The organism is Paracoccus jiaweipingae, assembly GCF_044335505.1.
Classification (GTDB): domain Bacteria; phylum Pseudomonadota; class Alphaproteobacteria; order Rhodobacterales; family Rhodobacteraceae; genus Paracoccus.
Genome location: NZ_JBISBS010000009.1, coordinates 55,792 through 78,816, shown reverse-complemented (window position 1 = coordinate 78,816; position 23,025 = coordinate 55,792). Strand labels below are relative to the sequence as shown.

The 23,025-nt window shown below is 65.4% G+C and carries 21 protein-coding genes, 1 tRNA gene and 1 pseudogene; 9 read left to right on the top strand and 14 right to left on the bottom strand.

Annotation, left to right across the window (positions count from 1 at the left end):
- Window positions 1–30: 30 nt before the first annotated feature.
- Window positions 31–1,392, bottom strand: coding sequence for a mechanosensitive ion channel family protein (locus ACFXP9_RS13710; RefSeq protein WP_397209067.1), 1,362 nt, complete (start codon window positions 1,390–1,392; stop codon window positions 31–33).
- A 231-nt stretch (window positions 1,393–1,623) separates the two neighbouring features.
- On the opposite strand from ACFXP9_RS13710, the gene leuC reads away from it, so the two are divergent.
- Genes leuC through ACFXP9_RS13695 form a run of 3 tightly spaced genes read left to right on the top strand, consistent with a single transcriptional unit; the run spans window position 1,624 to window position 4,759 of the window.
- On the top strand, window positions 1,624–3,045 hold the full coding sequence (gene leuC / locus ACFXP9_RS13705; protein ID WP_397209068.1) for a 3-isopropylmalate dehydratase large subunit: 1,422 nt from the start codon (window positions 1,624–1,626) through the stop codon (window positions 3,043–3,045).
- Between the two features lie 13 nt (window positions 3,046–3,058).
- Entirely contained in the window at window positions 3,059–3,664 is a 606-nt protein-coding gene (gene leuD / locus ACFXP9_RS13700; protein WP_397209069.1) for a 3-isopropylmalate dehydratase small subunit, read from the top strand.
- A 6-nt stretch (window positions 3,665–3,670) separates the two neighbouring features.
- The gene (locus tag ACFXP9_RS13695; RefSeq protein WP_397209070.1) at window positions 3,671–4,759 is read left to right on the top strand and encodes an endonuclease/exonuclease/phosphatase family protein; all 1,089 of its coding nucleotides are present in this window, start codon (window positions 3,671–3,673) and stop codon (window positions 4,757–4,759) included.
- 2 nt (window positions 4,760–4,761) lie between these two features.
- On the opposite strand, the gene ACFXP9_RS13690 is transcribed toward ACFXP9_RS13695, so the two are convergent.
- On the bottom strand, window positions 4,762–5,214 hold the full coding sequence (locus tag ACFXP9_RS13690) for a hypothetical protein (protein ID WP_397209071.1): 453 nt from the start codon (window positions 5,212–5,214) through the stop codon (window positions 4,762–4,764).
- Between the two features lie 139 nt (window positions 5,215–5,353).
- On the opposite strand from ACFXP9_RS13690, the gene leuB reads away from it, so the two are divergent.
- Window positions 5,354–6,457, top strand: a complete 1,104-nt coding sequence (gene leuB, locus ACFXP9_RS13685; RefSeq protein ID WP_397210286.1) for a 3-isopropylmalate dehydrogenase — start codon at window positions 5,354–5,356, stop codon at window positions 6,455–6,457.
- Window positions 6,458–6,556: 99 nt separating this feature from the next.
- Here the strand turns inward: leuB and ACFXP9_RS13680 are convergent, their stop codons facing one another.
- A complete protein-coding gene (locus ACFXP9_RS13680; protein WP_397209073.1) occupies window positions 6,557–8,170 on the bottom strand; it encodes a Na/Pi cotransporter family protein in 1,614 nt (537 codons plus the stop codon).
- A gap of 223 nt (window positions 8,171–8,393) precedes the next feature.
- Between ACFXP9_RS13680 and ACFXP9_RS13675 the strand changes: the two genes are divergently transcribed.
- Together ACFXP9_RS13675 and ACFXP9_RS13670 are read left to right on the top strand one after the other, a co-directional pair.
- A tRNA-Pro gene (locus tag ACFXP9_RS13675) sits at window positions 8,394–8,470 on the top strand.
- 130 nt (window positions 8,471–8,600) lie between these two features.
- Window positions 8,601–8,930 (top strand): 3'-5' exonuclease, encoded by a 330-nt coding sequence (locus tag ACFXP9_RS13670; RefSeq protein ID WP_397210294.1) that lies wholly within the window; start codon window positions 8,601–8,603, stop codon window positions 8,928–8,930.
- Between the two features lie 102 nt (window positions 8,931–9,032).
- Here the strand turns inward: ACFXP9_RS13670 and ACFXP9_RS13665 are convergent.
- The 11 genes and pseudogenes from ACFXP9_RS13665 to iolG all read right to left on the bottom strand — a co-directional run.
- Window positions 9,033–9,212: pseudogene (locus ACFXP9_RS13665) on the bottom strand (hypothetical protein); the annotation flags it as partial.
- A gap of 26 nt (window positions 9,213–9,238) precedes the next feature.
- Window positions 9,239–9,463: an HNH endonuclease signature motif containing protein gene (locus ACFXP9_RS13660; RefSeq protein WP_397210284.1), complete on the bottom strand. Its 225-nt coding sequence runs from the start codon at window positions 9,461–9,463 to the stop codon at window positions 9,239–9,241.
- Between the two features lie 385 nt (window positions 9,464–9,848).
- Complete coding sequence (gene iolB / locus ACFXP9_RS13655) at window positions 9,849–10,643, bottom strand: 5-deoxy-glucuronate isomerase (RefSeq protein ID WP_397209074.1); 795 nt, start codon at window positions 10,641–10,643, stop codon at window positions 9,849–9,851.
- On the bottom strand, window positions 10,636–11,550 hold the full coding sequence (gene iolE, locus ACFXP9_RS13650) for a myo-inosose-2 dehydratase (protein ID WP_397209075.1): 915 nt from the start codon (window positions 11,548–11,550) through the stop codon (window positions 10,636–10,638). Before iolE ends, iolB begins: the two co-directional genes overlap by 8 nt.
- Window positions 11,551–11,562: 12 nt before the next feature.
- Window positions 11,563–13,419: a 3D-(3,5/4)-trihydroxycyclohexane-1,2-dione acylhydrolase (decyclizing) gene (gene iolD, locus ACFXP9_RS13645; RefSeq protein ID WP_397209076.1), complete on the bottom strand. Its 1,857-nt coding sequence runs from the start codon at window positions 13,417–13,419 to the stop codon at window positions 11,563–11,565.
- Window positions 13,416–15,323 (bottom strand): bifunctional 5-dehydro-2-deoxygluconokinase/5-dehydro-2-deoxyphosphogluconate aldolase, encoded by a 1,908-nt coding sequence (locus tag ACFXP9_RS13640; RefSeq protein WP_397209077.1) that lies wholly within the window; start codon window positions 15,321–15,323, stop codon window positions 13,416–13,418. The genes iolD and ACFXP9_RS13640 overlap by 4 nt, the downstream gene beginning before the upstream one ends.
- A complete protein-coding gene (locus ACFXP9_RS13635; protein ID WP_397209078.1) occupies window positions 15,320–16,444 on the bottom strand; it encodes a Gfo/Idh/MocA family protein in 1,125 nt (374 codons plus the stop codon). The genes ACFXP9_RS13640 and ACFXP9_RS13635 overlap by 4 nt, the downstream gene beginning before the upstream one ends.
- Window positions 16,444–17,262, bottom strand: a complete 819-nt coding sequence (locus ACFXP9_RS13630) for an ATP-binding cassette domain-containing protein (RefSeq protein WP_397209079.1) — start codon at window positions 17,260–17,262, stop codon at window positions 16,444–16,446. Before ACFXP9_RS13630 ends, ACFXP9_RS13635 begins: the two co-directional genes overlap by 1 nt.
- Before the next feature lies 1 nt (window position 17,263).
- Entirely contained in the window at window positions 17,264–18,364 is a 1,101-nt protein-coding gene (locus ACFXP9_RS13625) for an ABC transporter permease (RefSeq protein WP_397209080.1), read from the bottom strand.
- A 57-nt stretch (window positions 18,365–18,421) separates the two neighbouring features.
- Window positions 18,422–19,342, bottom strand: a complete 921-nt coding sequence (locus ACFXP9_RS13620; protein WP_397209081.1) for a sugar ABC transporter substrate-binding protein — start codon at window positions 19,340–19,342, stop codon at window positions 18,422–18,424.
- A gap of 108 nt (window positions 19,343–19,450) precedes the next feature.
- Window positions 19,451–20,443, bottom strand: a complete 993-nt coding sequence (gene iolG, locus ACFXP9_RS13615; protein WP_397209082.1) for an inositol 2-dehydrogenase — start codon at window positions 20,441–20,443, stop codon at window positions 19,451–19,453.
- 187 nt (window positions 20,444–20,630) lie between these two features.
- Here iolG and ACFXP9_RS13610 point away from each other — a divergent pair, with 187 nt between their 5' ends.
- The 3 genes from ACFXP9_RS13610 (at window position 20,631) to ACFXP9_RS13600 (ending at window position 23,025) form a co-directional block, all read left to right on the top strand.
- Window positions 20,631–21,632 carry a LacI family DNA-binding transcriptional regulator gene (locus ACFXP9_RS13610; protein WP_397209083.1) on the top strand — a complete coding sequence of 334 codons (1,002 nt, stop codon included), beginning with the start codon at window positions 20,631–20,633 and terminating at the stop codon, window positions 21,630–21,632.
- 268 nt (window positions 21,633–21,900) lie between these two features.
- Complete coding sequence (locus tag ACFXP9_RS13605; RefSeq protein WP_397209084.1) at window positions 21,901–22,713, top strand: urease accessory protein UreD; 813 nt, start codon at window positions 21,901–21,903, stop codon at window positions 22,711–22,713.
- A gap of 9 nt (window positions 22,714–22,722) precedes the next feature.
- Window positions 22,723–23,025, top strand: coding sequence for an urease subunit gamma (locus tag ACFXP9_RS13600; protein WP_397209085.1), 303 nt, complete (start codon window positions 22,723–22,725; stop codon window positions 23,023–23,025).

Sequence of the window (23,025 nt, the reverse complement as noted above, 5' to 3'; positions counted from 1 at the left end):
AGGTCCAATGTAACACGGATGGGCGATTTCTCAATGGCCGGGGGCATTTTCCTGCCGGCCCGGCACCGGGTCGCCGCCGACGCCTTGCGGCGGGTCCAGCGCCGGGGTGATCATGCGCAGTTCACGCTGCGGGAAGGGGATGGTGATGCCCTTGTCCTGAAACGCGTCCCACAGCGCCAGAAACACCTGCCCGCGCACATTGGTCAGCCCGCCCTGCGCGTCGGATATCCAGAACCGCAGCACATAATCGACCGAGCTGTCGCCAAAGCCGGTGATCCAGCAGACCGGCGTGCGCTGTGCCAGCACCCGGCGCACCTTCAGCGCGGCATTGATCGCCACTTTGCTGACGATATGCGGGTCATCCGCGTAAGAGGTGCCGAAATGGATGTCCAGCCGCACAAAGTCATTGGTGTGCGACCAGTTGACGACCTGCCCGGTGACCAGATCTTCGTTGGGTATCAGGTATTCCTTGCCATCGCGCGTGACCACGCTGACATAGCGGGCGCCCAGTTCCTCGATCCAGCCGAAGGTGTCGCCAAGGCTGATGACGTCGCCGGGCTTGATCGACTTGTCCAGCAGGATGATCACCCCCGACACCAGATTCGACACCACCTTTTGCAGGCCAAATCCCAGACCCACGCCGACCGCGCCGGAAAACACCGCCAGCCCGGTCAGGTCGAACCCCACCGCCTTCAGCCCGACGATGATTGCCAGCGTAAAGGCCACCACCTGCACCAGCTTGGCCGTCAGCACCCGCATCGTGGGCGAGATGTCCTCGTTCAGGGCCAGCCGCCCTGAGACCATGCGCGACAGGATGCGCGCCGCCGCGATCATCATGCCGGTGACGGCCAGCGCCTTCAGCACCGCCAGCGCCGACAGCCGGAATTCGCCAAATGTGATGGCGATGCTGTCCAGAATGCGGGTCGCCGCGCCCAGAAAGCCCAGGAAATACAGCACCGCGCAGATCCACGCCGCCCATGTCACGATGCGGCGCAGGAACCGGTTGCCGATCACCCGCGCCAACAGCCCGATCAGCGCCACCGCGGTGGCAATGGTCGCCGCCAGCGCGATCAGCTGGCTGCGCGATGGCCATGTGACCTCGCGCATGATGGCGACGGTCAGCCATGCAAGCGCGCAAAACAGGATCAGCCGCAGCCGCTTGTCGATCAGCAGTGCCAGCCGCAGCCGCGCCCTGGACCAGCCCCGCGCGCGCAGCCAGCCGCGAAACAGCGGCGAGATCCCGCGCGCCAGCACATGCGCCGCGCCGAACAACAGCGCAATCGCACCCAGCTGATACAGCCGCCACGGCAGCAGCATCGTTTCAAAGAACAGCCTGATCTGCGCCCAGGCGCTTTGGGCCGCGTGCATGACCTCGGGGGAAAACTGATCCATCCTGCCTCCTGCCGCTGATTTGACCACCCGGCGGGCCTTGCCACAAGGGGCGCGAGGGCTTATTCCAATGCCATGATGCGTTATTTCGACATTCACGACCGCGCCCGCCTGCCGGGCCGCTTTTACGGCGAAAGCCTGTCCGTGACTGCCCGACTGTGAAGCCGGTTCTGGCCGCCTGCGCGGCCCCGATGCTTTGCACCCTTCATCCAGCCAATCTGAAAAGAGACAGCCATGACCGGCAATCCACGCACGCTTTATGACAAGATCTGGGACGCCCATGTCGTCGACCGGCAAGCCGACGGCACCTGCGTTCTGTATATTGACCGCCATCTGGTCCACGAGGTCACCAGCCCGCAGGCCTTCGAGGGGCTGCGCATGGCCGGCCGCAAGGTCCGCCACCCGGAACGCACCATCGCCGTGCCCGACCACAACGTGCCCACCACCCCCGACCGCGTGAACGGCATCGAAAACCCCGAGGGCCGCGCGCAGGTCGCGGAACTGGACAAGAATGCGCGCGAATTCGGCGTGAATTATTACCCGATGGACGATATCCGTCAGGGCATCGTTCATATCGTCGGCCCGGAACAGGGCTGGACCCTGCCCGGCATGACCGTTGTCTGCGGCGACAGCCACACCGCCACCCATGGCGCCTTTGGCGCGCTGGCGCATGGCATCGGCACGTCCGAGGTGGAGCATGTTCTGGCCACCCAGACCCTGATCCAGACCAAGTCGAAAAACATGAAGGTCGAAATCACCGGCCATCTGCGCCCCGGCGTCACCGCCAAGGACATTACGCTGGCGGTGATCGGGCGCACCGGGACGGCGGGCGGCACCGGCTATGTCATCGAATATTGCGGTCAGGCGATCCGCGATCTGTCGATGGAAGGCCGCATGACCGTGTGCAACATGGCGATCGAGGGTGGTGCCCGCGCCGGCCTGATCGCGCCCGATGACACCACCTTCGACTATTGCAAAGGCCGCCCGCACGCCCCCAAAGGCGCCGCATGGGACGCCGCCGTCGCGTGGTGGAAGACGCTGCAAACCGACGAGGGCGCGCATTTCGACAAGGTCATCACCATCCGCGGCGAAGAGATCGAGCCTGTCGTGACCTGGGGCACCAGCCCCGAGGACGTGCTGCCGATTTCCGCCACCGTCCCCGCGCCCGAGGATTTCACCGGCGGCAAGGTCGAGGCCGCGCGCCGCAGCCTTGACTATATGGGGCTGACGCCGGGCATGGCGCTGCGCGATGTGAAAATCGACGCGGTGTTCATCGGCTCCTGCACCAATGGCCGGATCGAGGATCTGCGCGCCGCCGCCGGGATCGTCAAAGGCAAAAAGCTGGCGCAGGGCGTGCGCGGCATGGTCGTGCCGGGGTCGGGCCTTGTGCGGATGCAGGCCGAAGAAGAAGGTCTGGACAAGATCTTTACCGATGCGGGTTTCGAATGGCGTCTGGCCGGGTGCAGCATGTGCCTTGGCATGAACCCCGACCAGCTGGCCCCCGGCGAACGCTGCGCCGCGACCAGCAACCGCAATTTCGAAGGCCGCATGGGCCGTGGTGGCCGCACCCACCTGATGTCGCCGGTCATGGCGGCGGCGGCGGGCATTGCGGGGCATCTGACCGATGTCCGCGACGTTCTGGCGGAAATGGCGTAAGCGGGGGGTTATCATGGACAAATTCACCACCATCACCGGGGTTGCGGCGCCGATGCCGCTGGTCAATATCGACACCGATATGATCATCCCCAAGCAGTTTCTGAAAACCATCCACCGGTCCGGGCTTGGCAAGAACCTGTTTGACGAAATGCGCTATGACGCCGATGGCAACGAGGTGCCGGATTTCGTGCTGAACAAGCCCGCCTATCGGCAGTCGCAGATCATCGTCGCGGGCGATAATTTCGGCTGCGGGTCATCGCGCGAACACGCGCCATGGGCGCTGCTGGATTTCGGCATTCGCTGTGTCATCTCGACCAGCTTTGCCGATATCTTCTATAATAACTGCTTCAAAAACGGCATCCTGCCCATCACCCTGCCCGCCGAGGCGGTCGAGGCGCTGATGGACGATGCCCGCAAAGGTGAAAACGCCCGCCTGACCGTCGATCTGGCGGCCCAGACCGTGACCGGCGCGGATGGCACGGCCTATCACTTTGACATTGACCCGCATAAAAAGCACTGCCTGCTGAACGGGCTGGACGATATCGGGCAGACGCTGGAAAAGGTCTCGGCCATTGACGGGTTCGAGGCGCAGATGGCGCAATCGCGCCCCTGGGTGTAAGCGCCCTTGCGGCTGGCGCGGGCTTTCGGGGCGGTGATCGCCGCCGCGCTGACCACTGCGCTGGCCGCGGCACCGGTCGTGTCGGTCGCCACCCCCGCCGCGGCGGACCGGCTGCGCCTTGCCAGCTTTGACCCCGGCCTGACCCGCAAGGGGCCGGGGCTGTTGCTGCGCGACATTCAGCGCGGCAAGGATGACCAGATCGACGCCGCGCTGACGGTGATCGTGCAAACCCGGCCCGATATTCTGCTGCTGACCGGAATCGACTGGGATTACGACAATCTGGCCCTGACCGCCTTTGCCGACCGCCTGCGGGACGCGGGGCTGGACTATGCCCATCTGTTCGCCGCGCGGCCCAACAGCGGCATGGCCACCGGCATTGACCTGAATGGCGACGGGCGGCGGGGGCGGTCCAGTGACGCGCAGGGCTATGGCCAGTTTACCGGGCAGGGCGGCATGGCGGTGCTGTCGCGCTTTCCCCTTGATCCGCCGCGCGATCATTCCGCGATGCTGTGGCGCGACCTGCCCGGCAACCTGATCGGGCAGGCGCTTTCCCCACAGGCGGCGCAGGTTCAGCGCCTGTCATCGGTCGCACATTGGGATGTGCCGGTGCGCGTCGGCCAGACCACCCTGCACCTGCTGGCCTTTTCGGCCACACCCCCGGTCTTTGACGGTCCCGAGGACCGCAATGGCCGCCGCAACCATGACGAAATCGCGTTCTGGACCCGCTATGACGTGCCGGGGCCGTTCGTGGTGATGGGCAATGCCAATCTTGACCCGGTCGATGGCGAGGGGCGGCATCAGGCGATCCGCGACCTGCTGGCGCGCACCGGCGACCCCCGCCCGCGCAGCGCCGGGGCCGCGCTGGCGCCGCAAACCGGCGCCAATGCCGGGCATCGCGGCGACCCGGCGCTGGACACCGCCAGCTGGGGCGACAAGCCCCCCGGCAACCTGCGGGTGGATTACGTCCTGCCTTCGCGCGGTTTGAACGTCACCGATGCGGGCGTGTTCTGGCCCGCCCCGGACCAGCCGCTGGCGGAACTGGCGGCGCGGGCCTCGGTTCACCGGCTGGTCTGGGTCGATGTGGTGATCGAATGACCTTAGCCGCCATCACCGCTGACGATGGGTTCGGTGCCGCCGCCCATGCCGACCAGACGCTGGATCAGCGGGCGCGCGGTCGGCCCGATGCGGTCGCAACTGGCCGGGTCGTCCAGCAGCCGGAAGGCCGGCCCGTAATAAGTCTGGTCATAGCTGGCCGGGTCCAGCCCCAGCCGCGCCGCCAGCTTGTCCCCGGTGCCGGTGATCAGCGTCCATTCGCCGTCCGTGATCTCGTAACCCGGACAGTTCGAGGTGATGACATTGACCCGCGCCAGTTCAGCGATCAGCGCCTGTGCCTGCGCCTTGGGCAGCGCCGACACATCGGGCAGCTTGACCGTGACCCCGCCATCGGCCAGCGCCCCAGTCGCTGTCAGGCCAATCGCTGTCAGGCCCATCGCCGTCAGACCCGTCGCGGCCAGATGCGCCGCGATCAGAACCGGAATAGTCAGCCTCATATCGCCCCCTCGTGCCGTATCTGTCGGCGCCGATCCGACCCCATCGCGGGCCTGGGCACAAGCCAAATCAGCGTGATCCTGACCGTGATCCGCCCCCTCGACACCCCGTTTTCCAACCCCGTCAAGAAAGGCAAAACCCATGTCTGACCGCTATTCCCTGCTGATCCTGCCCGGCGACGGCATCGGCCCCGAAGTCATGGCCGAGGTGCGCAAGATCATCGGCTGGTTCGAGGCCAATCGCGGCATGTCCTTTGACATTTCCGAAGATCTGGTCGGCGGCGCGGCCTATGACAGGCACGGCGTTCCGCTGGCTGATGAAACCATGGCCCGCGCCCAACAGGTCGATGCCGTGCTGCTGGGGGCGGTGGGCGGACCGGCCTATGACAACCTTGATTTCAGCGTCAAACCCGAACGCGGGTTGCTGCGCCTGCGCAAGGACATGGACCTGTTCGCGAACCTGCGCCCGGCGCAGTGCTTTGACGCGCTGGCCGATTTTTCGTCGCTGAAACGCGATGTCGTCGCGGGGCTGGACATCCTGATCGTGCGCGAGCTGACCTCGGGCGTGTATTTCGGGGAACCGCGCGGCATTTCCGGCGAAGGCGATGACCGCGTCGGCATCAACACCCAGCGTTACACCACGGCCGAGATCCGCCGCGTCGCCCGCGCCGCCTTTGACCTGGCCCGCAAGCGCGGCAACAAGGTCTGTTCGATGGAAAAAGCCAATGTGATGGAATCGGGCATCCTGTGGCGCGAAGAGGTCCAGTGGGTGCATGACAACGAATACCCCGATGTCGAGCTGTCGCATATGTATGCCGATAACGGCGCCATGCAGCTGGTGCGCAACCCGCGCCAGTTCGACGTGATCGTGACCGACAACCTGTTCGGTGACATCCTGTCCGACGCCGCCGCGATGCTGACCGGCAGTCTGGGGATGCTGCCCTCGGCCAGCCTTGGCGCGCCGATGGCCAATGGCCGGCCCAAGGCGCTGTATGAACCCGTCCACGGTTCGGCCCCCGATATCGCGGGCAAGGCGCTGGCCAACCCGATCGCCTGTATCCTGTCTTTCGCGATGGCGCTGCGCTATTCCTTTGACGAGGGCGCGGCGGCAGACGCGCTGGAGGCCGCGGTCCAGCGTGTGCTGGCCGATGGCGTGCGCACAGCCGACCTGATGGGCCCCGAAGGCGGCACCCCGGTTTCGACCAGCGGCATGGGCGACGCGATTATCGCCGCGCTGTCGGCCTGACGCGCCCGGCACCTGTGGGGCCACGCCTTCCGGCCCCGCACCCTGGCCCGCACCTTGGAACCGCCTGCCGCCACCGGGCGGCGGGCACCCGCCCCCCGGTCAGCCCGGCGTGGCGGATGACGCGGCGGGTGCTGACCCAGCCGACACGGCACCGGGGGCGGCCAGCGCACTGGCCCGGTGCCGCGCCAGCCCCGACAAATGCGCCGCGACCCGCCCCAGCCAGCGCACCGCATCGGCCTGTTGAAACAGCACCTCCAGCCCCGCGCCGGGGGTGGCGGGACGCGCGGCCAGCAGCGCCTGCCGCACCCGCCCGCCCCGCTGTGCCACCATCGCGGCCAGATCCTCCAGCCCGTCGGGGCGGCGGCGGCCATCCAGCACCGCCGTCAGCGCCGCCGCCATGGCCTGCGCGGGCCGCCGCATCGGCGCGATCTGGCGCAGCGCGGCAATGGCCTGCTGATCCTGCAACCGGGTATGCAACCGCGACAGGTGGTCCAGCTGATGCAGCAGCGCGGTATAACGCGACAGCAGCGCCCCCTGCCCCAGCGGAATGGTGATCTGCGCCAGATAGGTTTCAATCGCCGCCAGCGCCGGTCCGGTCTGGGCCGACAGCGCCGCCAGCGGACGCAGGTCGCCACCCCCCGTAAGCGCCGCCGCCAGCGCCTGCGCCTGACGCCGCGCCACCGCGTCGCATACCGATTGGGCCGCATCCAGCGCCGCCGCCGGGTCAGCCAGCAGATGCGGGTCCAGCGGCTCGGCCAGCGCGGTCGGGCGCTGCGGGACCAGCCGTTCGATCAGCCGGGCAAAACCGTGGGTAAAGGGCAGGAAGGCCAGCGTGCCCGCGATGTTGAAGCTGCTGTGAAACAACACCAGCGCGGTCTGGTCATCCGCACCCAGCGGCGTTGCGTGCAGCAGCGGCGCCAGCAGCGACAGGACCGGAAAGGCCAGCAGCGCGGTGCCAAGGTTGAACAGCAGGTTGGCCAGCGCCGTCATCCGCACCGGGCGCGCACCCCCGATTGCCGCCAGAATGGCGGTGAATGTCGTGCCGATATTCATCCCCACCACCAGCGCCGCCGCCTGTGCAAAGCTGATCGCACCGCTGCCCAGCAGCACCAGCGCCAGCGCCAGCCCGGCACTGGACGACATCATCACCATCACCAGCACCGTCCCCAGCCCGACCAGCGCCAGCCGCCCCCACAGGCCGTCCCCCGGCAACAAACCGGGGGTGATCAGCCCGCCAAGGCCGCTGGCCGCGTCCTGCATCATGTCCAGCCCGATGAACAACAGCGCCATGCCCGCCAGCATCCGCCCCAGCCGCGCCACCCGGCCGCGCCCCAGCACCGCCATCAGGCTGGCCACGAACAGCGCCGGCAGGGCGATCTGGCCCAGATGCAGCCTGAAGCCCAGAAACACCACGATCCAGCCGGTCAGCGTGGTGCCGATATTGGCCCCGAACAAAATGCCCAGCGCCTGCACGAAACCCAATATGCCCGCGCCGACAAAGCCGATCGTCATCACCGTCACTGCGGTCGAGGACTGGACCACCGCCGTCGCCGCCAGCCCGGTCAGCACCCCCCGCAACGGCGAGGTGGTGAACCGCGCCAACAGGTGCCGCAGCCCCGGCCCGGCAAGGTCGCGCAGCGCGGTGGTCATTACCTCCATCCCGAACAGGAACAGCCCCAGCCCACCCAGAAACCCGAACACCGCCGATCCCATCGTCCCGCCTTTCCATGCCGGCCATACCCGGCGCCGCACCCTTTGGCACCGGCGCCCCGGCCCTGCCCCACCCTAGCCGCAGCCTGACCCCGCCTTCAACGCCGCCCCGCCACCCGGCCACAGCGCCGGGACACACCGCTGCCCCGCCGTGATAAATATCACGCGGCCACCCAAAACCCCCTTGCATTTCCCCGCCCATGGCGTTACCTGCCCCACCTACGGTCGGAGCGTAGCGCAGCCTGGTAGCGCACCTGCTTCGGGAGCAGGGGGTCGGAGGTTCGAATCCTCTCGCTCCGACCAGATTTCCCGTTGTCGATTCCAGTGATATTTAGCCTTTGGGGTCGGAATTTATCCTTTGCGGCAGTGGGGCTGATTTTTAAGCCAACTCTGTGACAGAAATCGAAGCCGGCTACTTTCGGCCCTCATTTAGATCGCAAAGATCGAGACCGAACCACAGCCCTATGTACTGTGCAGCCCGGATGGTTCGACAGCGCACGATGCTGGGGGATGGAAGCGATCAAGGGCAGATGCGGATACCGTGACCCTTATGACGATCCACGGCGCCAGGGGGAAGGAATTCGATCATGTTTATGTGGCCGGACTGGCAAAGGACATCTTGCCGCGATTCCAAACCCTGAAAGCGGGCGCGAACAGTGCTGAAGTGGCGGAAGATGGGCGCAACGGCTTCGTGGCTATCACGCCTGCGCCAGTGCGGCCCTGCCTCTCCGATGCAAACAGTTATTGGGGATGGCCGCGCTGAACTCTGCCGCCAGCGCGTCATCCCTCGTTGTGTCGGCTTAACCGGTCTCCCGGCAGCCCGTTCTCGCGGCGGAACTGCTCCACCTTGGCCGACCACGCCTTCGGGCGTTTCCTCGACGCCCACTTCGGGCCATAAGATCAGGTCGCTGCCCCGCGGGTCGGGCGCGACGATGTTCTCGAAATGCAGGATCTGCGCAATATTCTCTTCTTCCCTCTCTGCTTCTCCGCGAAAAAAAAGCAGTGATATAGGCCAGAAATTCGTCCCGAGAGAAATCGGACACACTGTTTTTCTGAAATGCCCTCGTCAATTCATTCATTCCTGCTCTTCTCCACATGCGCCTTTGGCGACAAGACCTGCATGTTGTCGCTATCATGGACCGGTCCACCCCGCCTCAAAGGTACATGGTGGTCCAGCTCGAACTTTCTTCGCCCGCCTGCCGGCACTGCCTTGGGCGTTGCCGGCGCCAGCCCCAGCTGCATCAGTTTCCGGCTGGCCACGCTGAACTGCTTTGCCTGCGCGTCATCCCGTGCCACCTTTTTCAGAACGCCTCCCGGAAGGCGCAGAAGTCCGGGAACGCGCGCCTTGCTCGACCAAGTGCATCGTTGAGGTATTCTGCATTTCAAAAGATGTGCCCAAACCCGCCTTGAGCGCCCGAACCATACTGTGGCGGTCCCGCACCGTCCCACGCTCGATCGGGCCGTGACATAGGCGTGGGTGGCGTTCCGGCATTCATTGGGCCGGAAGCCGTTCCGCTGCCACGCCTTAGGCCGCGCCCAACCATGCGACAGATTCAACGTGTCCCGCAGCGTCGAGAAACTGCGCCCCCGGCCGGAAGGGCGCGATAATCAGCGTCCGCCCGCTGATCAGCCCCCTGAAAGGGGGTACAAAACAAAGCGCCATCAACGGCAGGTCGCGTGATCAGATCAGATGCGCGACCTCGGGTGCGGACACAAAGCGCCAGTTGCGGCGCGGCCCCGCCATCACGTTCAGGTAATACATCTCGAACCCGTAGGGCGCGCCGCAGGGGTGGTGGCCACGCGGCACGCAGACCACATCGCCGTCACGCACCGCCATGGTTTCGTCAAGCTGGCCATCATCGGTATAGACCCGCTGGATGGCCCAGCCATTTGCCGGGTTCAGACGGTGATAATAGGTTTCTTCAAGATAGGTGATACGGGGAAAATCATCCTCGTCATGGCGGTGGCTGGGATAGGACGACCAGTTGCCTGCGGGGGTGAAAACCTCGGTCACCAGCAGGCTGTCGGCGTAATCCTCGGCCTCCATGGCGATATTGTTGATCCAGCGCGTGTTGGCACCTTCGCCGCGCTGGGTCAGGGTGATGCCATCCGGCCCAATGCGGCGCGCGGCATGGCCTGAATGGCCCGGCGCCTTACAGACCGCGATGGTCGCATCGGTGGTGGCGCGCAGCGACCAGTCCTGCCCGTTCGGCACATAAAGACAATGCGGCGGCGTCTTTTCGAACACGTTCATGCGCTGGCCAAGCTCGCCCCAGCTCTGACCGGCGGCGGTGATGACGGCGCGACCCTCGACCATGACCAGAATGACCTCGTCATCGCCGGTGACCTCGGCGGCGGTGTCCCCCGCACGCAGGCGGTAAAGGTCAAAGCCGACATAGCGCCAGCCCGCCGATGCGGGGGTCAGGTGATGCACCTTTCCGCGGCTGCCGGTGGGGCGTTTCAGAAGCTCAGCCATGCGCGCCCCCTTCGACCAGACCCGCCGCACGCGCCAGCCGTTTCAGCGTCGCCAGACCAAGCGTCTGATACATCAGCGGATTGCGGACCGAGGGGTCCTGTTCAGCCTCGATCACGATCCAGCCGTCATAGTTGTTCCGGGCAAGAATCCGCAGCAATGGCGCGAAATCAATGCAGCCTTCCTGATCGCCGGGCACGGTAAAGACCCCGGCGCGCACCCCATCCATGAAGGACAGGCCCTCGGCCTCTGTGCGCGCGCGGATGCCGGGGCGGATATTCTTGGCATGGAAATGCCGCACCCGCCCGATATGGCGGGCCAGAACCGCTTCCGGGTCACCGCCGCCAAAAACACAGTGCCCGGCATCGAATAACAGCCTGGTCGCGGGGCCGGTCGCCGCCATGAAGCGGTCAATATCGTCGGGGCTTTGCACCACGGTCCCCATATGGTGGTGATAAACCAGTTCGATGCCCTGATCGGCGCAATAGGCGGCGATTTCCCCCACCCTGGCGGCGAAATCAGCCATCGCGGCATCGTCCAGCACCACCCTTTCCGACAAGGGAAGGTCCAGCCCCTGAACGGAATTCGAGGTCTCGCAGGCGATGCACACCGTGCAACCGTTATGTTTCAGCTTGTCCAGATGCGGCTGAATGGCGCGTTTTTCATCCTCGACCGAATGGGCCAGCAGATTCAGCGAATGCCAGCCAGAGATAAACCTCAGCCCGTATTCCGCCAGCAGCGCCCGCAGGGCCTCGGGGTCGTCCTGCGGCCAGCGATGGCCGTTTTCGATGCCGTCAAAGCCGATCTGGCGGCCCGCCTCGTCCAGAATGCGGGTGGTCGGGATGTCAGCGCCAAGGCTTTGGTCGTCATCATTGGCCCAGGCAATCGGGTTGGTGCCAAAGCGGATCATGTCGGTTCCTTTTCAGTTCACCAGCCGCGCATGGGCGATCTGGGTCAGATAGTTTTCGTAATAATCGCGTTTCGTCCCATCCCCGGAAACCTGTGGCAGCGCGACATCCCAGAAATGACCCGGACGGCCTGCGCTGCTGTCGATCCCGGTGCCGGGAAAATCGCGGGCTGTTGTCTCGATCACGATCACGGTCGGAATGTCGCGGCTGCGCGCTGCGGCAATCGCCGCTTCCAGCGCGTCGGTGCCGCCGACCTGCACGGCCTGCGCGCCCATCGCGCGGGCATGGGCGGCATAGTCGATCCGGGGCTGGTCGACGATGTCGCAATCGACATACATATTGTTGAACGCCGCACCGCCACAGCCCTGTGTTTGCAGCCGGTTGATACAGCCATAACCGCGATTGTCGGTCAGAATGACAATAAACGGCACGCGCCGCATCACCGCCGTGGCCAGTTCGGAATTGGCCATCATATAGCTGCCATCCCCGACAAAGCAGATCACGTCCCGGTCGGGCCGGGCCAGCTTCAGCCCCATCGCGCCCGCAATTTCATAGCCCATGCAGGAAAATCCGTATTCCATGTGATAGCCGCCCTGCGCCGGCTGCCACAGCAGTTTCAGCGCACCGGGCATGGTGCCTGCCGCGCAAATGGCGATGGCGTCATCCCCGGTCGCGCGCTGGACCGCGCCGATCACCTGCGCATCCGATGGCAAGGCGGTCTGATCGTCGGGTCGGGCGCAATGGGCATCGACCGCCGCCAGCCAGTCGGCGCGCGCGGCACTGTCGGGCGCGTCGGCGCGGTAATCGCCAAGCGCCGCGTCAAGCGCCCCAAGGACAACCCGCGCATCCGCCACAAGGCTTTCCGCGCCGTGCTTTGCCGCATCGTAAGGCTGAATATTGACCGAAACCAACCGCGCATCCGGGGCAAACAGCGTGCGCGAGCCGGTGGTGAAATCCTGCAGGCGCGTGCCAACCCCGATCACCAGATCCGCCCGCGACAGCGCCGCATTCGCCGCTGCCGAACCATCCACCCCTGCTGCGCCAAAATTCATCGGATGGCTTTGCGCCAGCGCCGATTTTCCGGCCTGCGTTTCCGTCACCGCAATGGCGTGGCGGCTGGCAAAACCTGCCACAACATCCTCTGCCCCGGAATAGATCACCCCGCCGCCGGCGATGATGACGGGGCGCTTTGCGGCACGGATCAGGCCCGCAACGCGCGAAACCTCGTCCGTGTCGGGGGCGGGGCGGCGGATATGCCAGATGCGCGGTTCAAAGAAGGCAACGGGCCAGTCGAATGCCTCGGCCTGAACGTCCTGACAAAAACTGAGGGTTGCGGGGCCGCAATTGGCGGGATCGGTCATCACCCGCAATGCCCGCGGCAGCGCGCTTAGCAATTGCTCGGGGCGGGTAATGCGGTCGAAATAGCGGCTGACCGGGCGCAGACAGTCATTTGCGCTGACCGTGCCGTCGTCGAAATCCTCGATCTGCTGCAAGACCGGGTCGGGGCGGCGATGGGCGAACACATCGCCGGGGATCAGCAACAAGGGCAGCCGGTTCACATGCGCCAGCGCGGCGGCTGTAACCAGATTGGTCGCCCCCGGCCCGATGGACGAGGTCACCGCCATCGCCCGCCGCCGCGCATGACCCTTGGCAAAGGCAATGGCGGCATGGGCCATGGTCTGTTCGTTCTGGCCGCGCCATGTCGGGAAATCGTCGCGATACTGGTGCAGCGCCTCGCCAAGACCTGCAACATTTCCATGTCCGAAAATCGCCCAGATGCCGTCGATAAAGCGGCTGCCTTCGGGCGTCATCTGCACGGACAGCCACTTGACCATCGCCTGCGCCGCAGTCAGCCGGATTGTGCCCGTCATGCGCGCTGTCCCCCTTGTTGGCGGGCCTGATCCCAGACACCGCAAAGCCGGGCAAAGCGGTCCTGCATCCGGGCCACAGCCGCATCGTCATCCATCTGGCCCAGCATCCAGGCCCGCGCCGCATCGCCAAAGATCGTGCGCCCCACGGCAAAGCCACGCACCAGGTCGAACTGTGCCGCGATCCTGAACGATGCGGCCAGATCCGCCTCGGGGGCGTCCAGCCCCAGAACCACGATGCCGCGCGTATGCGGGTCGTTTTCGGTAATTGCCGCAACCGTGGCGGCCCATGCGGCGGGGCTGGACATTGGCTCCAGCTTCCACCAGTCGGGAAAAATTCCGGCGGCATAAAATTGCCGGATCAGCGCCGCATTGGTGTCATCACCCACCGGCGCGACCTTGGACGGGATGATTTCCAGCAGAAATTCCAGACCATTGCGCCGTGCCGACGTGAACAGGCGGTGGACCGTCGCCAACTGCGCGTCGCGCGTTTTGGGGTCGTCATCGGGATGGCAAAAAACCAGCAGCTTGACAACATTGTCGCGCGCCCATTGCGCCAGCTGCCCGCAATCGGGTCCAAGTTCGGGTTCCAGTTCAATAGGCCGCGAACCGGGCAATTCCGTCGGGCGGCCCACCCACAGCCCGGTGCCGCTGGCCGCGTGCAGCGCATCGCGGCCAAGCCGGCTGTCGCACAGGATGCCATAGCCGGGGCGCCCATCCGCCACCGCCAGCGCGGCCTTCAGGCACAGTTCCTTGAACCGCCCCGCCTTTTCGGGGGTAAAGCCGGGCATTTCCTCGAACTGAAGGCGATGATCAAAGGCAAAGCTGCGCAGGCTGGACCAGTCGCCATGCCGGTTCGTCGCCCAGTGCAGCTGTTCCAGCGCGGCATCGTTGCGCAGATCGGGACGGGTGACGCCGCGCGACAGAAAGAACTGCAACTCGGCCCAGCTTGGATAGGCCGGGGTGCAGCCATGGCGGCTGACCGCCAGCGCGCCGCAGGCATTGGCATAGGTCAGCGCAGTGGGCCAGTCCTCGCCATCCAGCCAGCCCTTCAGCAGGCCGGACATGAACCCGTCACCCGCGCCCAGAACGTTGAAAACCTCGATCGGAAAGCCCGGCCCGGCCTGCCCCTGATCCAGATCGTCCGGGATCGCGCCGGTAAAGGCGACCGCGCCCATTGGCCCGCGTTTGCACACCAGAACCGCGTCCGATACCGCCCGCACCGCGCGCAACGCCGCCAGCGTGTCGGTGCTGCCACCGGCGATGTGGAATTCCTCCTCGGTGCCGACGATCAGGTCGAACAGATGCAGCGTGTCGCGCAGCCTTGCCGTAACGGCGGCACTTTCGACAAACCGGCTTTCGCCATCGCCATGACCCGCCACGCCCCACAGATTGGGGCGATAGTCGATGTCCAGCGCGGTTTTCAGCCCCCCCTCGCGTGCGATTCCCAGCGCTTTCAGAACCGCGGCCTCGGTTCCGGGATGGGACAGATGGGTGCCGGTCGCCACGACCGCGCGCGCGCTGGTAATGAAAGCGGGGTCGATGTCATCTTCGCACAGCGCCATATCGGCACAGTTTTCACGATAAAAGATCAGCGGAAAGCTGTCGCGGTTGCGGATGCCCAGAATGACCAGCGCGGTCAGCCGGTCGGGATCGGCTGCAACCCCGCGCGTGCTGACGCCATGGCGGGCCAGCTCCTCAAGGATAAACCGCCCCATATGTTCATCGCCCACGCGCGAAATCAGCCCGCTTCGCAGCCCCAGACGCGCCGTTCCGCAGGCAATATTGGTGGGCGAGCCGCCGATATATTTCTGGAACGATCCCATATCCTCCAGCCGGCCACCGATCTGGGTGCCGTAAAGGTCGACGCCCGCCCGACCGATGGTGATAACGTCAAGCTGACTCATGCATCCCCCAGTTCCATGACCTTGCCATTCGATGCGGCAATGGCGTGGATAATACGTTCAATCTGATGGCCTGCCGCGAAATCAGGCCCGGCATGGGGCGCACCCGCGATCGCGGCCAGAAGGTCACGCGCCTCGATGATCTTTTGTTCATTAAAACCGAAATTATGGCCCGGCGCCGGGCAAAAGGCGGCAAAATCGGGCTGGTCGGGACCGGTCAGGTGGCGCGTGAACCCGGCCTCGCCCAGGCGGTGAACCCACAATTCGTTCATGTTTTCCTGATCGAAGGCAATGCTGCCCCTGCTGCCGTGGATTTCCCACTGCAACCGGCATTTGCGCCCCCGTGCCACCCGCGAGGTCGCAAAAGACCCCTGCGCCCCCGAGGCAAAGCGGATCATTGCCATCGCGCTGTCCTCGTTTTCGACCGCGCGCGGCCCCTGATCGGACGGGCGTTGCGGCACCGCGATCTGGGTCTGCCCGATCAGGCTGTCGACCGGACCCATCAGCGCCAGCATCTGGCTGACCAGATGACAGCCCAGATCGCCAAGCGCGCCCAGACCGCCCGCCTGATGTGTCATCCGCCATGACCATGGCAGGGCCGGGTCGGCGGAATAATCCTCGTCATAGACACCGCGAAAGGCCAGCGGCGTGCCGATTTCCCCTGCCCGAACCATGGCCCGCGCGGCCTGAAAGGCGGGACTGCGCAGGTAATTATAGCCCAGCATCGTCACCTGCCCCGGACAGGCCGCCGCCAGATCGGCCATGGCGCGGGCATCCGCCAGCGTCAGGGCCATGGGCTTTTCCAGCCAGACATGCTTGCCCGCACGCAAGGCGGCCTCGGCCATGGGGCGGTGCATTCCGTTGGGGGTGGTGATCGAGACCACATCCACATCCGGGGACGCCACCGCCGCCTGCCAGTCGACCGTTGCACGGTCAAAGCCGAACTGCGCCGCATGGGCCACCGCTGCGTCCTGCGTCGCGTCGCACAATACCGCCAGCCGGGGATGGGCACCGCCAAAAACCGTTGCCACATTGCGCCACGCCATCGCGTGACATTTCCCCATAAAGCCAGTCCCGATCAGCGCCACGCCCAAGGGCCGGTCCGGCATCTGTGCCGCGCCCATCAGATCGTCCCCCCAAGCGACCCTTCAAGCCGCGCCATTTCCTGCCCGCCCGCCATCAGATCCTGCAATTCGTTCGCGGTGATCTGGCCACGTTCGGCGGTGCCCAGCGTCTTGCCCCGGTTCAGAACCGTAAAGCGGTCGCCCACCGCCATGGCGTGCCGCACATTGTGGCTGATGAACACGACCCCGACGCCCTGCGCCCGCACCCGGTCGATGGTGGCCAGCACATTCGAGGTCTGACGCACCCCAAGGGCGGATGTCGGCTCGTCCAGAATCAGCACCTTGGCCCCGAAATAGACCGCGCGGGCAATGGCGACCGTCTGGCGTTCCCCGCCAGACAGGGTGCCCACCGCCTGATCGGGACCGCGCAGGTTGATGCCCATCCTGCGCATTTCGGTCATCGTCACCTCGCTGGCGCGGGCGGCGTCGAAGCGCCGGGTCAGGCCGCGGCCTTTGACCGGTTCCCGCCCCATGAAGAAATTTCGTGTCACGCTCATCAGCGGGATCATGGCAAGGTCCTGGAACACCGTGGCAATCCCGGCCTCCATCGCGTCGCGGGGGCTGTCAAAGGACAGCGGCCTGCCTTCAAAGGTGATGGTGCCACGGGTCGGTTTGTGCACGCCTGACATGGTTTTGATAAAGGTCGATTTTCCCGCCCCGTTATCACCCAGCAGACAGTGGCATTCGCCGGGCCGGACATCAAAGCTGACCCCGGCCAGTGCGATGATATTGCCGAAATGCTTTTCGATATTCTGCATCTCGATGATCGGCGCGTCAGCCGTGACATCGCCGTGGTGGAATGCGGTGTCGATGGTCATCTCAACGTTCCCCCGTGACACGCTTGCGGATGGCATTGTTGAACAGAACCGCGATCAGCAGCATCCCGCCCAGAAAGACCTGAAACCAGTCCTGATCAAAGCTGGTATAGGTCAGACCGATCACCACCATGCCAAAGATGATCGACCCGAAGAACGCACCAATGGCGGACCCGTAACCACCGGTCAGCAGGCACCCGCCGATGACGGCGGCGATGATCGCCTCGAATTCCTTCTGAAAGCCGCGACGGGCATCGGTCGAGCCGGCATCCATCACGGTAATGATCGCCACCAGCGCCGCACAGCAGGCGGTCAGCATGAACAGCGCGATCTTGACCTTGCCCACCGGCACGCCGGAATTGGATGCCGCATTCGCATCGCCGCCGGCTGCGAAAACCCAGTTGCCGACCGGTGTGCGCAGCAAGACCCATGTGGCCAGCAGCGCAATGGCCGCAAACCACAGGATTTCCACCGGAATGCCCGGCACTTTCGGCGCACCGCTGCGAAAGGTCTCGATCAGGCCGTTTTCGGCCAGCCAGCGAAACAGCCCGCCAAAGGCATCACCGGAAAAGACCGGGGCCAGAAAATCGGTCTCGACGGCCTCGCGCACGCCACGCAACTGTGTCGAGCCGCCAGTGGCCAGCTTCAGCCCCACCAGCGACAGCCCGCGCAGAATGAACAGGAAGGCCAGCGTAACGATGAAAGACGGCAGGCCAGACCGGATGACGATGGTGCCGTTAATCGCCCCGACAATGGCCGCAAAGGCAAATGTCATCGGGATCGCCAAAATCAGCGGCACCTGCCAGTTGATCACGCAAACCCCGAAGAACAGACCGGCGAAGGCCACCATCGACCCGATGGACAGGTCAAATTCGCCCCCGATCATCAGCATCGCCGCGCCTATGGCCAGAATGCCAAGCTGTGCTGCGGGGGTCATGAAATTCACCACCCCCGACAAGGTGAACATGGCCCCGTCCGCTGTCAGCAGAAAGAACAGGGTCACCAGCAGGACGCCCGCCATGGCCCCCAGTTCGGGCCGCTTCATCATGCGGGTAAGGAATGGTTCGGGTTTAAGCCGCTCGTCCGCGGTCGGAATATCGGTCATGGCCTGCCTTTCTGTCGCAGCCGGGGCGGCAGATCGCCGCCCCGTCCGGTGCCCGGATCAGCGGATGCCCTTGGCAGACAGGTCGATGACCTGTTCGGCCTTGTCAGCGGTGATCAGGTTCGGACCCGAGGGCACATTGCCCCCCGGCATCAGCCCGTATTGCGCGTGCAGCGCCAGAAAGCTGACCGGCAGATAGCCTTGCAGGAATTGCTGCTGGTCGATGGCAAAAGCCGCATCGCCATCAATGATCGCCTGCAAAAAGCCCGCCGACATATCAAAGGTCGCGACCTGCACCTTGCGGCCCGATTCCTTGATCGCCTGCACCGAAGGTTCGCCCGCCAACGAGGCGCCAAGCGCCATCACGGTGTCGACCTCGGGGTCGGAATCCAGTGCGGCGCGCAGCTTGGAACGGATCTCGGCGGGGTCATTGCTGGTCGGCAGAACCGTCACCTGACCACCGAACCCTTCGATAAAGCCCTCGCAGCGCTGATCCAGCGACAGGTTTCCGACCTCGTGGTTGACACAGATGCCCTTCTTGCCGCCCATCTGGGCCAGCTTTTCCCCCGCCGCCTTGCCGGCGTCGAATTCGCCCTGCCCCACATGCAGCAGAGCGCCCAGATCTTTGGACACATCCGCCCCCGAGTTGATCGAGATGACGGGGATACCCGCCTCGACCGCGCGCCTGATCGAGGGGCCAAGCGCATCGGCATCGGCAATGGAAATCGCCATTCCGTCCGGTTCCTGATTGACCGCAGCGTCGATCAGCTGCGCCATGGCAACCATATCAAAGGTTTCAGGGGCGCGGTAATCGACATTGACCCCGGTATCCTTGGCGGCCTTTTCAACGCCGTTCTTGACCACCGACCAGAACGGATCATTCGCCTGACCATGGGTGACGACGATAATATCGGTGGCCAGCGCCGGACCGGCCAGTGCCGTCACAGCGGCCACGGCCACGGTTGCAAACAGCTTCTTCATGTTTTCCTCATCCCAAGAATGGGGCGTTATTCTGGCCCCTGCTTTGCCGACATCCGGGTCGGCTTGTCCCGCCCTGCGCCCGCCCCTCCCGGCCAGCGCGTGGCGGTATCAGTATTGCGGCGCGACAGCCGCGCCGGTTTGCGCGGACTGGGTCGCGGCCTCGGCCATGGCCAGCGCGGCAATGCCATCCGCCAGCGTGACCGGCACCGGCTGGCCATCCAGAACGGCGGCCACAAACGCGTCCCATTCCGCCACATAAGCCGACAGATAGCGTTCAAGGAAAAACCATGTTGGTTTGGCCGAAACCACCCCGGCGGCCGTTGACCTTACAACGGTGTTTTCCAGCATGTTCTGCGCCTGCAACAGCCCGTCAGCGCCCAACATCTCGACCCGCTGGTCATAGCCATAGGCGGCACGGCGGCTGTTCTTGATCACCGCGATCTGCCCGTCGGCATAGGTCATGGTCACAACGGCGGTATCGACATCGCCCGCCGCCCCGATCGCGGGGTCGATAATGGCACTGCCCACGGCGCGCAGGCTGACCGGGCGCTGACCCATCAGGAAATTCGCCATGTCGAAATCGTGGATCATCATATCGCGGAAAAGCCCGCCCGAGACACGAACATACGAGGCCGGCGGCGGCGCCGGATCGAACGAGGTCAGCGACAGCAGCTCTGTCTTGCCGATCTCGCCACGCTGGCTGGCGGCTTGCAGCGCGGCAAAGCTGGGATCGAAACGGCGGTTAAACCCGATCATGACCGGCAGGCCGCGCCCGTCGACCCGCGCCAGACAGCTGCGCGCACGCTGCAATGACAGGTCGACAGGCTTTTCGCACAGCACGGCCTTTCCTGCCGCGGTTGCGGCCTCGATCAGGTCGGAATGCGTGTCGGTCGATGTCGCGATCAGCACTGCGTTGATGCTGTCATCCGCCAGAATTTCGTCGGTGCTGCGGGCGCTGGCCCCGTATTTGGCCGCCAGATCCTGCGCCGCCTTTGCATTCACATCCGCCACGGCCACCAAGGCCGAGCGCGAATGCCCCGCGATGTTCCCGGCATGAACCTGACCGATGCGCCCCGCGCCCAGCAATCCGACTGTCAGCATATTCCCCCCTTCGGACCGATTCTGATTCGCGGCCCGTTAAGGCAAAGTGAACCACCCGATGCACTCGCGTGCAAGAATTATTTTGCACGCGCGTGCAAATGATGCCAGCCGGGGTTGTTACCGCCCCCACGCTATTGTCAGCGCGACCGGATACGGGCAAACGGGGTGTGGGTTACAGGGGCACGCCATGGCCAGCGACAATATCACCGCCGACGATGTGGCACAGGCCGCCGGGGTTTCGCGCTGGACGGTGAACAGGGCGTTCAAGGCCGCGGCCTCGATCTCGCCCGAGACAAGGCGCCGCGTGATCGAGGCCGCCGACGCGCTTGGTTACGTTCCGGATCTGCGCGCGGCGGCGCTGGCCTCTGATCGCTCACGGCTGATCGCGCTGCTGATCGACGATTTCGCCAACCCGCACAAACTGGTCATGCTGGAACGCCTGACAGATACGCTGCAACGTCACGGCTGGGACACGCTGCTGGTGAACACGCTGGGAAAGATCGACGCGGGCGACGCCATGCGCAAGGCCCGCCAGCGTCGCGTCGACGCCACCGTCCTGATCGGCATCCAGTTCAGCGACGAGATGCTGGCAGCGGCAGGCAGTGCACGCCTGTTGCGCAAGCTGATTATTTTTGCACGCAATTCCCAGAACCCGGACACGATTTCCATTGCCGTGGACGACCGTGCCGCGACGCATGACATCGCGGGCTATATCGTGAAGCGTGGCTATCACAGGCCGATGTTTCTGGCCGGACCGCGCACGATTTCTGCGCATCTGTCGCGCAAGGAAACCTTTGTCCGCTTTTGGCAAAACAGCACCGGCCACGCGCCGGAAACAGCAGACGTGGATGGTTACGATCCGGCGCTGGCCACCGAATTGCTGGCCGGCCTTCTGGCAGGCAGGCCGCGCGCCGCGCTGCCCGACGTGATTGCCTGTGAAAACGACGCGCTGGCACTGGGTGCGGTGGATTGCATCCGGCACCGTCTGGGCCTGCGCGTGCCGGACGACATCGCCGTCACCGGGCTGGATGACATCCCCCAGGCAGCGGGCGTGGGCTATCGTCTGACGACCTATCGGCAACCGATCCGGGACATGGCCGAATATCTGGTCGAGGTTCTGGAAAGTCGCGAAACCACCCAGCTAAGCCGCACTTTTACCGGCAGGCTGGTGGTCAGGGAAAGCGCCTGAAACCCAATTTCGCAACAGCCACGTCCAAGGCGACCGGTCTCAGGCTCGGGTTGCGGCTGGACCGCGCATTCTGCTGGTCGTTTTCTTTTGAGCGGGGTGTCACGGCTTTACCGTCGCATTTCCGCCGATGGATACCGGTTCGCAACATGCCTTCACGATAAGCAAATGACCCTCGGATCGCCTGTTTTTCAGGCATCGCGCGCCGCAGCCCCTTTCTGCCGCGTCGCGGCCCTCGTGGTGGGTGACGGGTGACGTTAAGGCTTGGCGCATGTTGGATACCACCCCGCCCCGCCCCGCGCTTCAGCGCAGCCACGGTTCAGCGCATGTCGCCCTTGACGGAGGGCGGCTGACCGGGCTGGCGCAGTCGGGTTCGGCCAAGCTGTTCCTGCCGCCCCCGCGCGCGGCACGGCCTGAGGTGGTGTTTCTGAACACCTCGGGCGGGTTGGCCTCGGGTGACCGGCTGGACTATGCGGTGACGCTGGCGGCGGGGACACAGGCCAGCGCCACCACCCAAACGGCCGAGCGCGCCTATCGCGCCGATGGTCCCCCGGCGCGGGCCAGCGTGCGGCTGCGGCTGGGGCGCGGCGCGGCGCTGGACTGGCTGCCGCAGGACACGATCCTGTTCGACGGCGCGGCGCTGGACCGGCGGCTTGAGGCCGAGCTGGAGGAGGATTCCACGCTGCTGATGACCGAAACCCTTGTGCTGGGGCGCGCGGCGATGGGGGAAACCGTCACGCGGCTTGACCTGCATGACCGTCGCATCGTGCGGCGCGCGGGGCGGCCCGTGCTGGTCGATCCGCTGCGGCTGGATGATGCCGCGCTGGCGGGTGACGGCGCGGCGCGGCTGGCGGGCGCGCGGGCGATCGGGTTTCTGGCGCTGATCGGGCCGGGCGCGGCGGATGCGCTGGCGCCCCTGCGCGCGCTGCTGGATCAGCCGGGCGTGACGGCTGCGGCCTCGGCCAGTGACGGGCGGCTGGTGCTGCGCTGTCTGGCGGGGGATGGCTGGCCGCTGCGCCGCCAGATGATCCGGCTGATCGACCACCTCAGGCCCGGCGCCGTGCCGCGCGTCTGGCAGATTTAGGAGCCACGGATGAACCTGACCCCCCGCGAAAAGGACAAGCTGCTGGTGGCGCTGGCCGCGATGGTGGCGCGCGCCCGGCTGGCGCGCGGCGTGCGCCTGAACCACCCCGAGGCCGTCGCGCTGATTTCCGATTTCGTGACCGAGGGCGCCCGCGATGGCCGCAGCGTCGCTGACCTGATGGAGGCCGGGGCGCAGGTCATTACCGCCGATCAGTGCATGCCCGGCATCGCCGCGATGATCGAGACCGTGCAGGTCGAGGCCACCTTTCCCGACGGCACCAAGCTGGTCACCGTCCACCACCCGATCCGATAG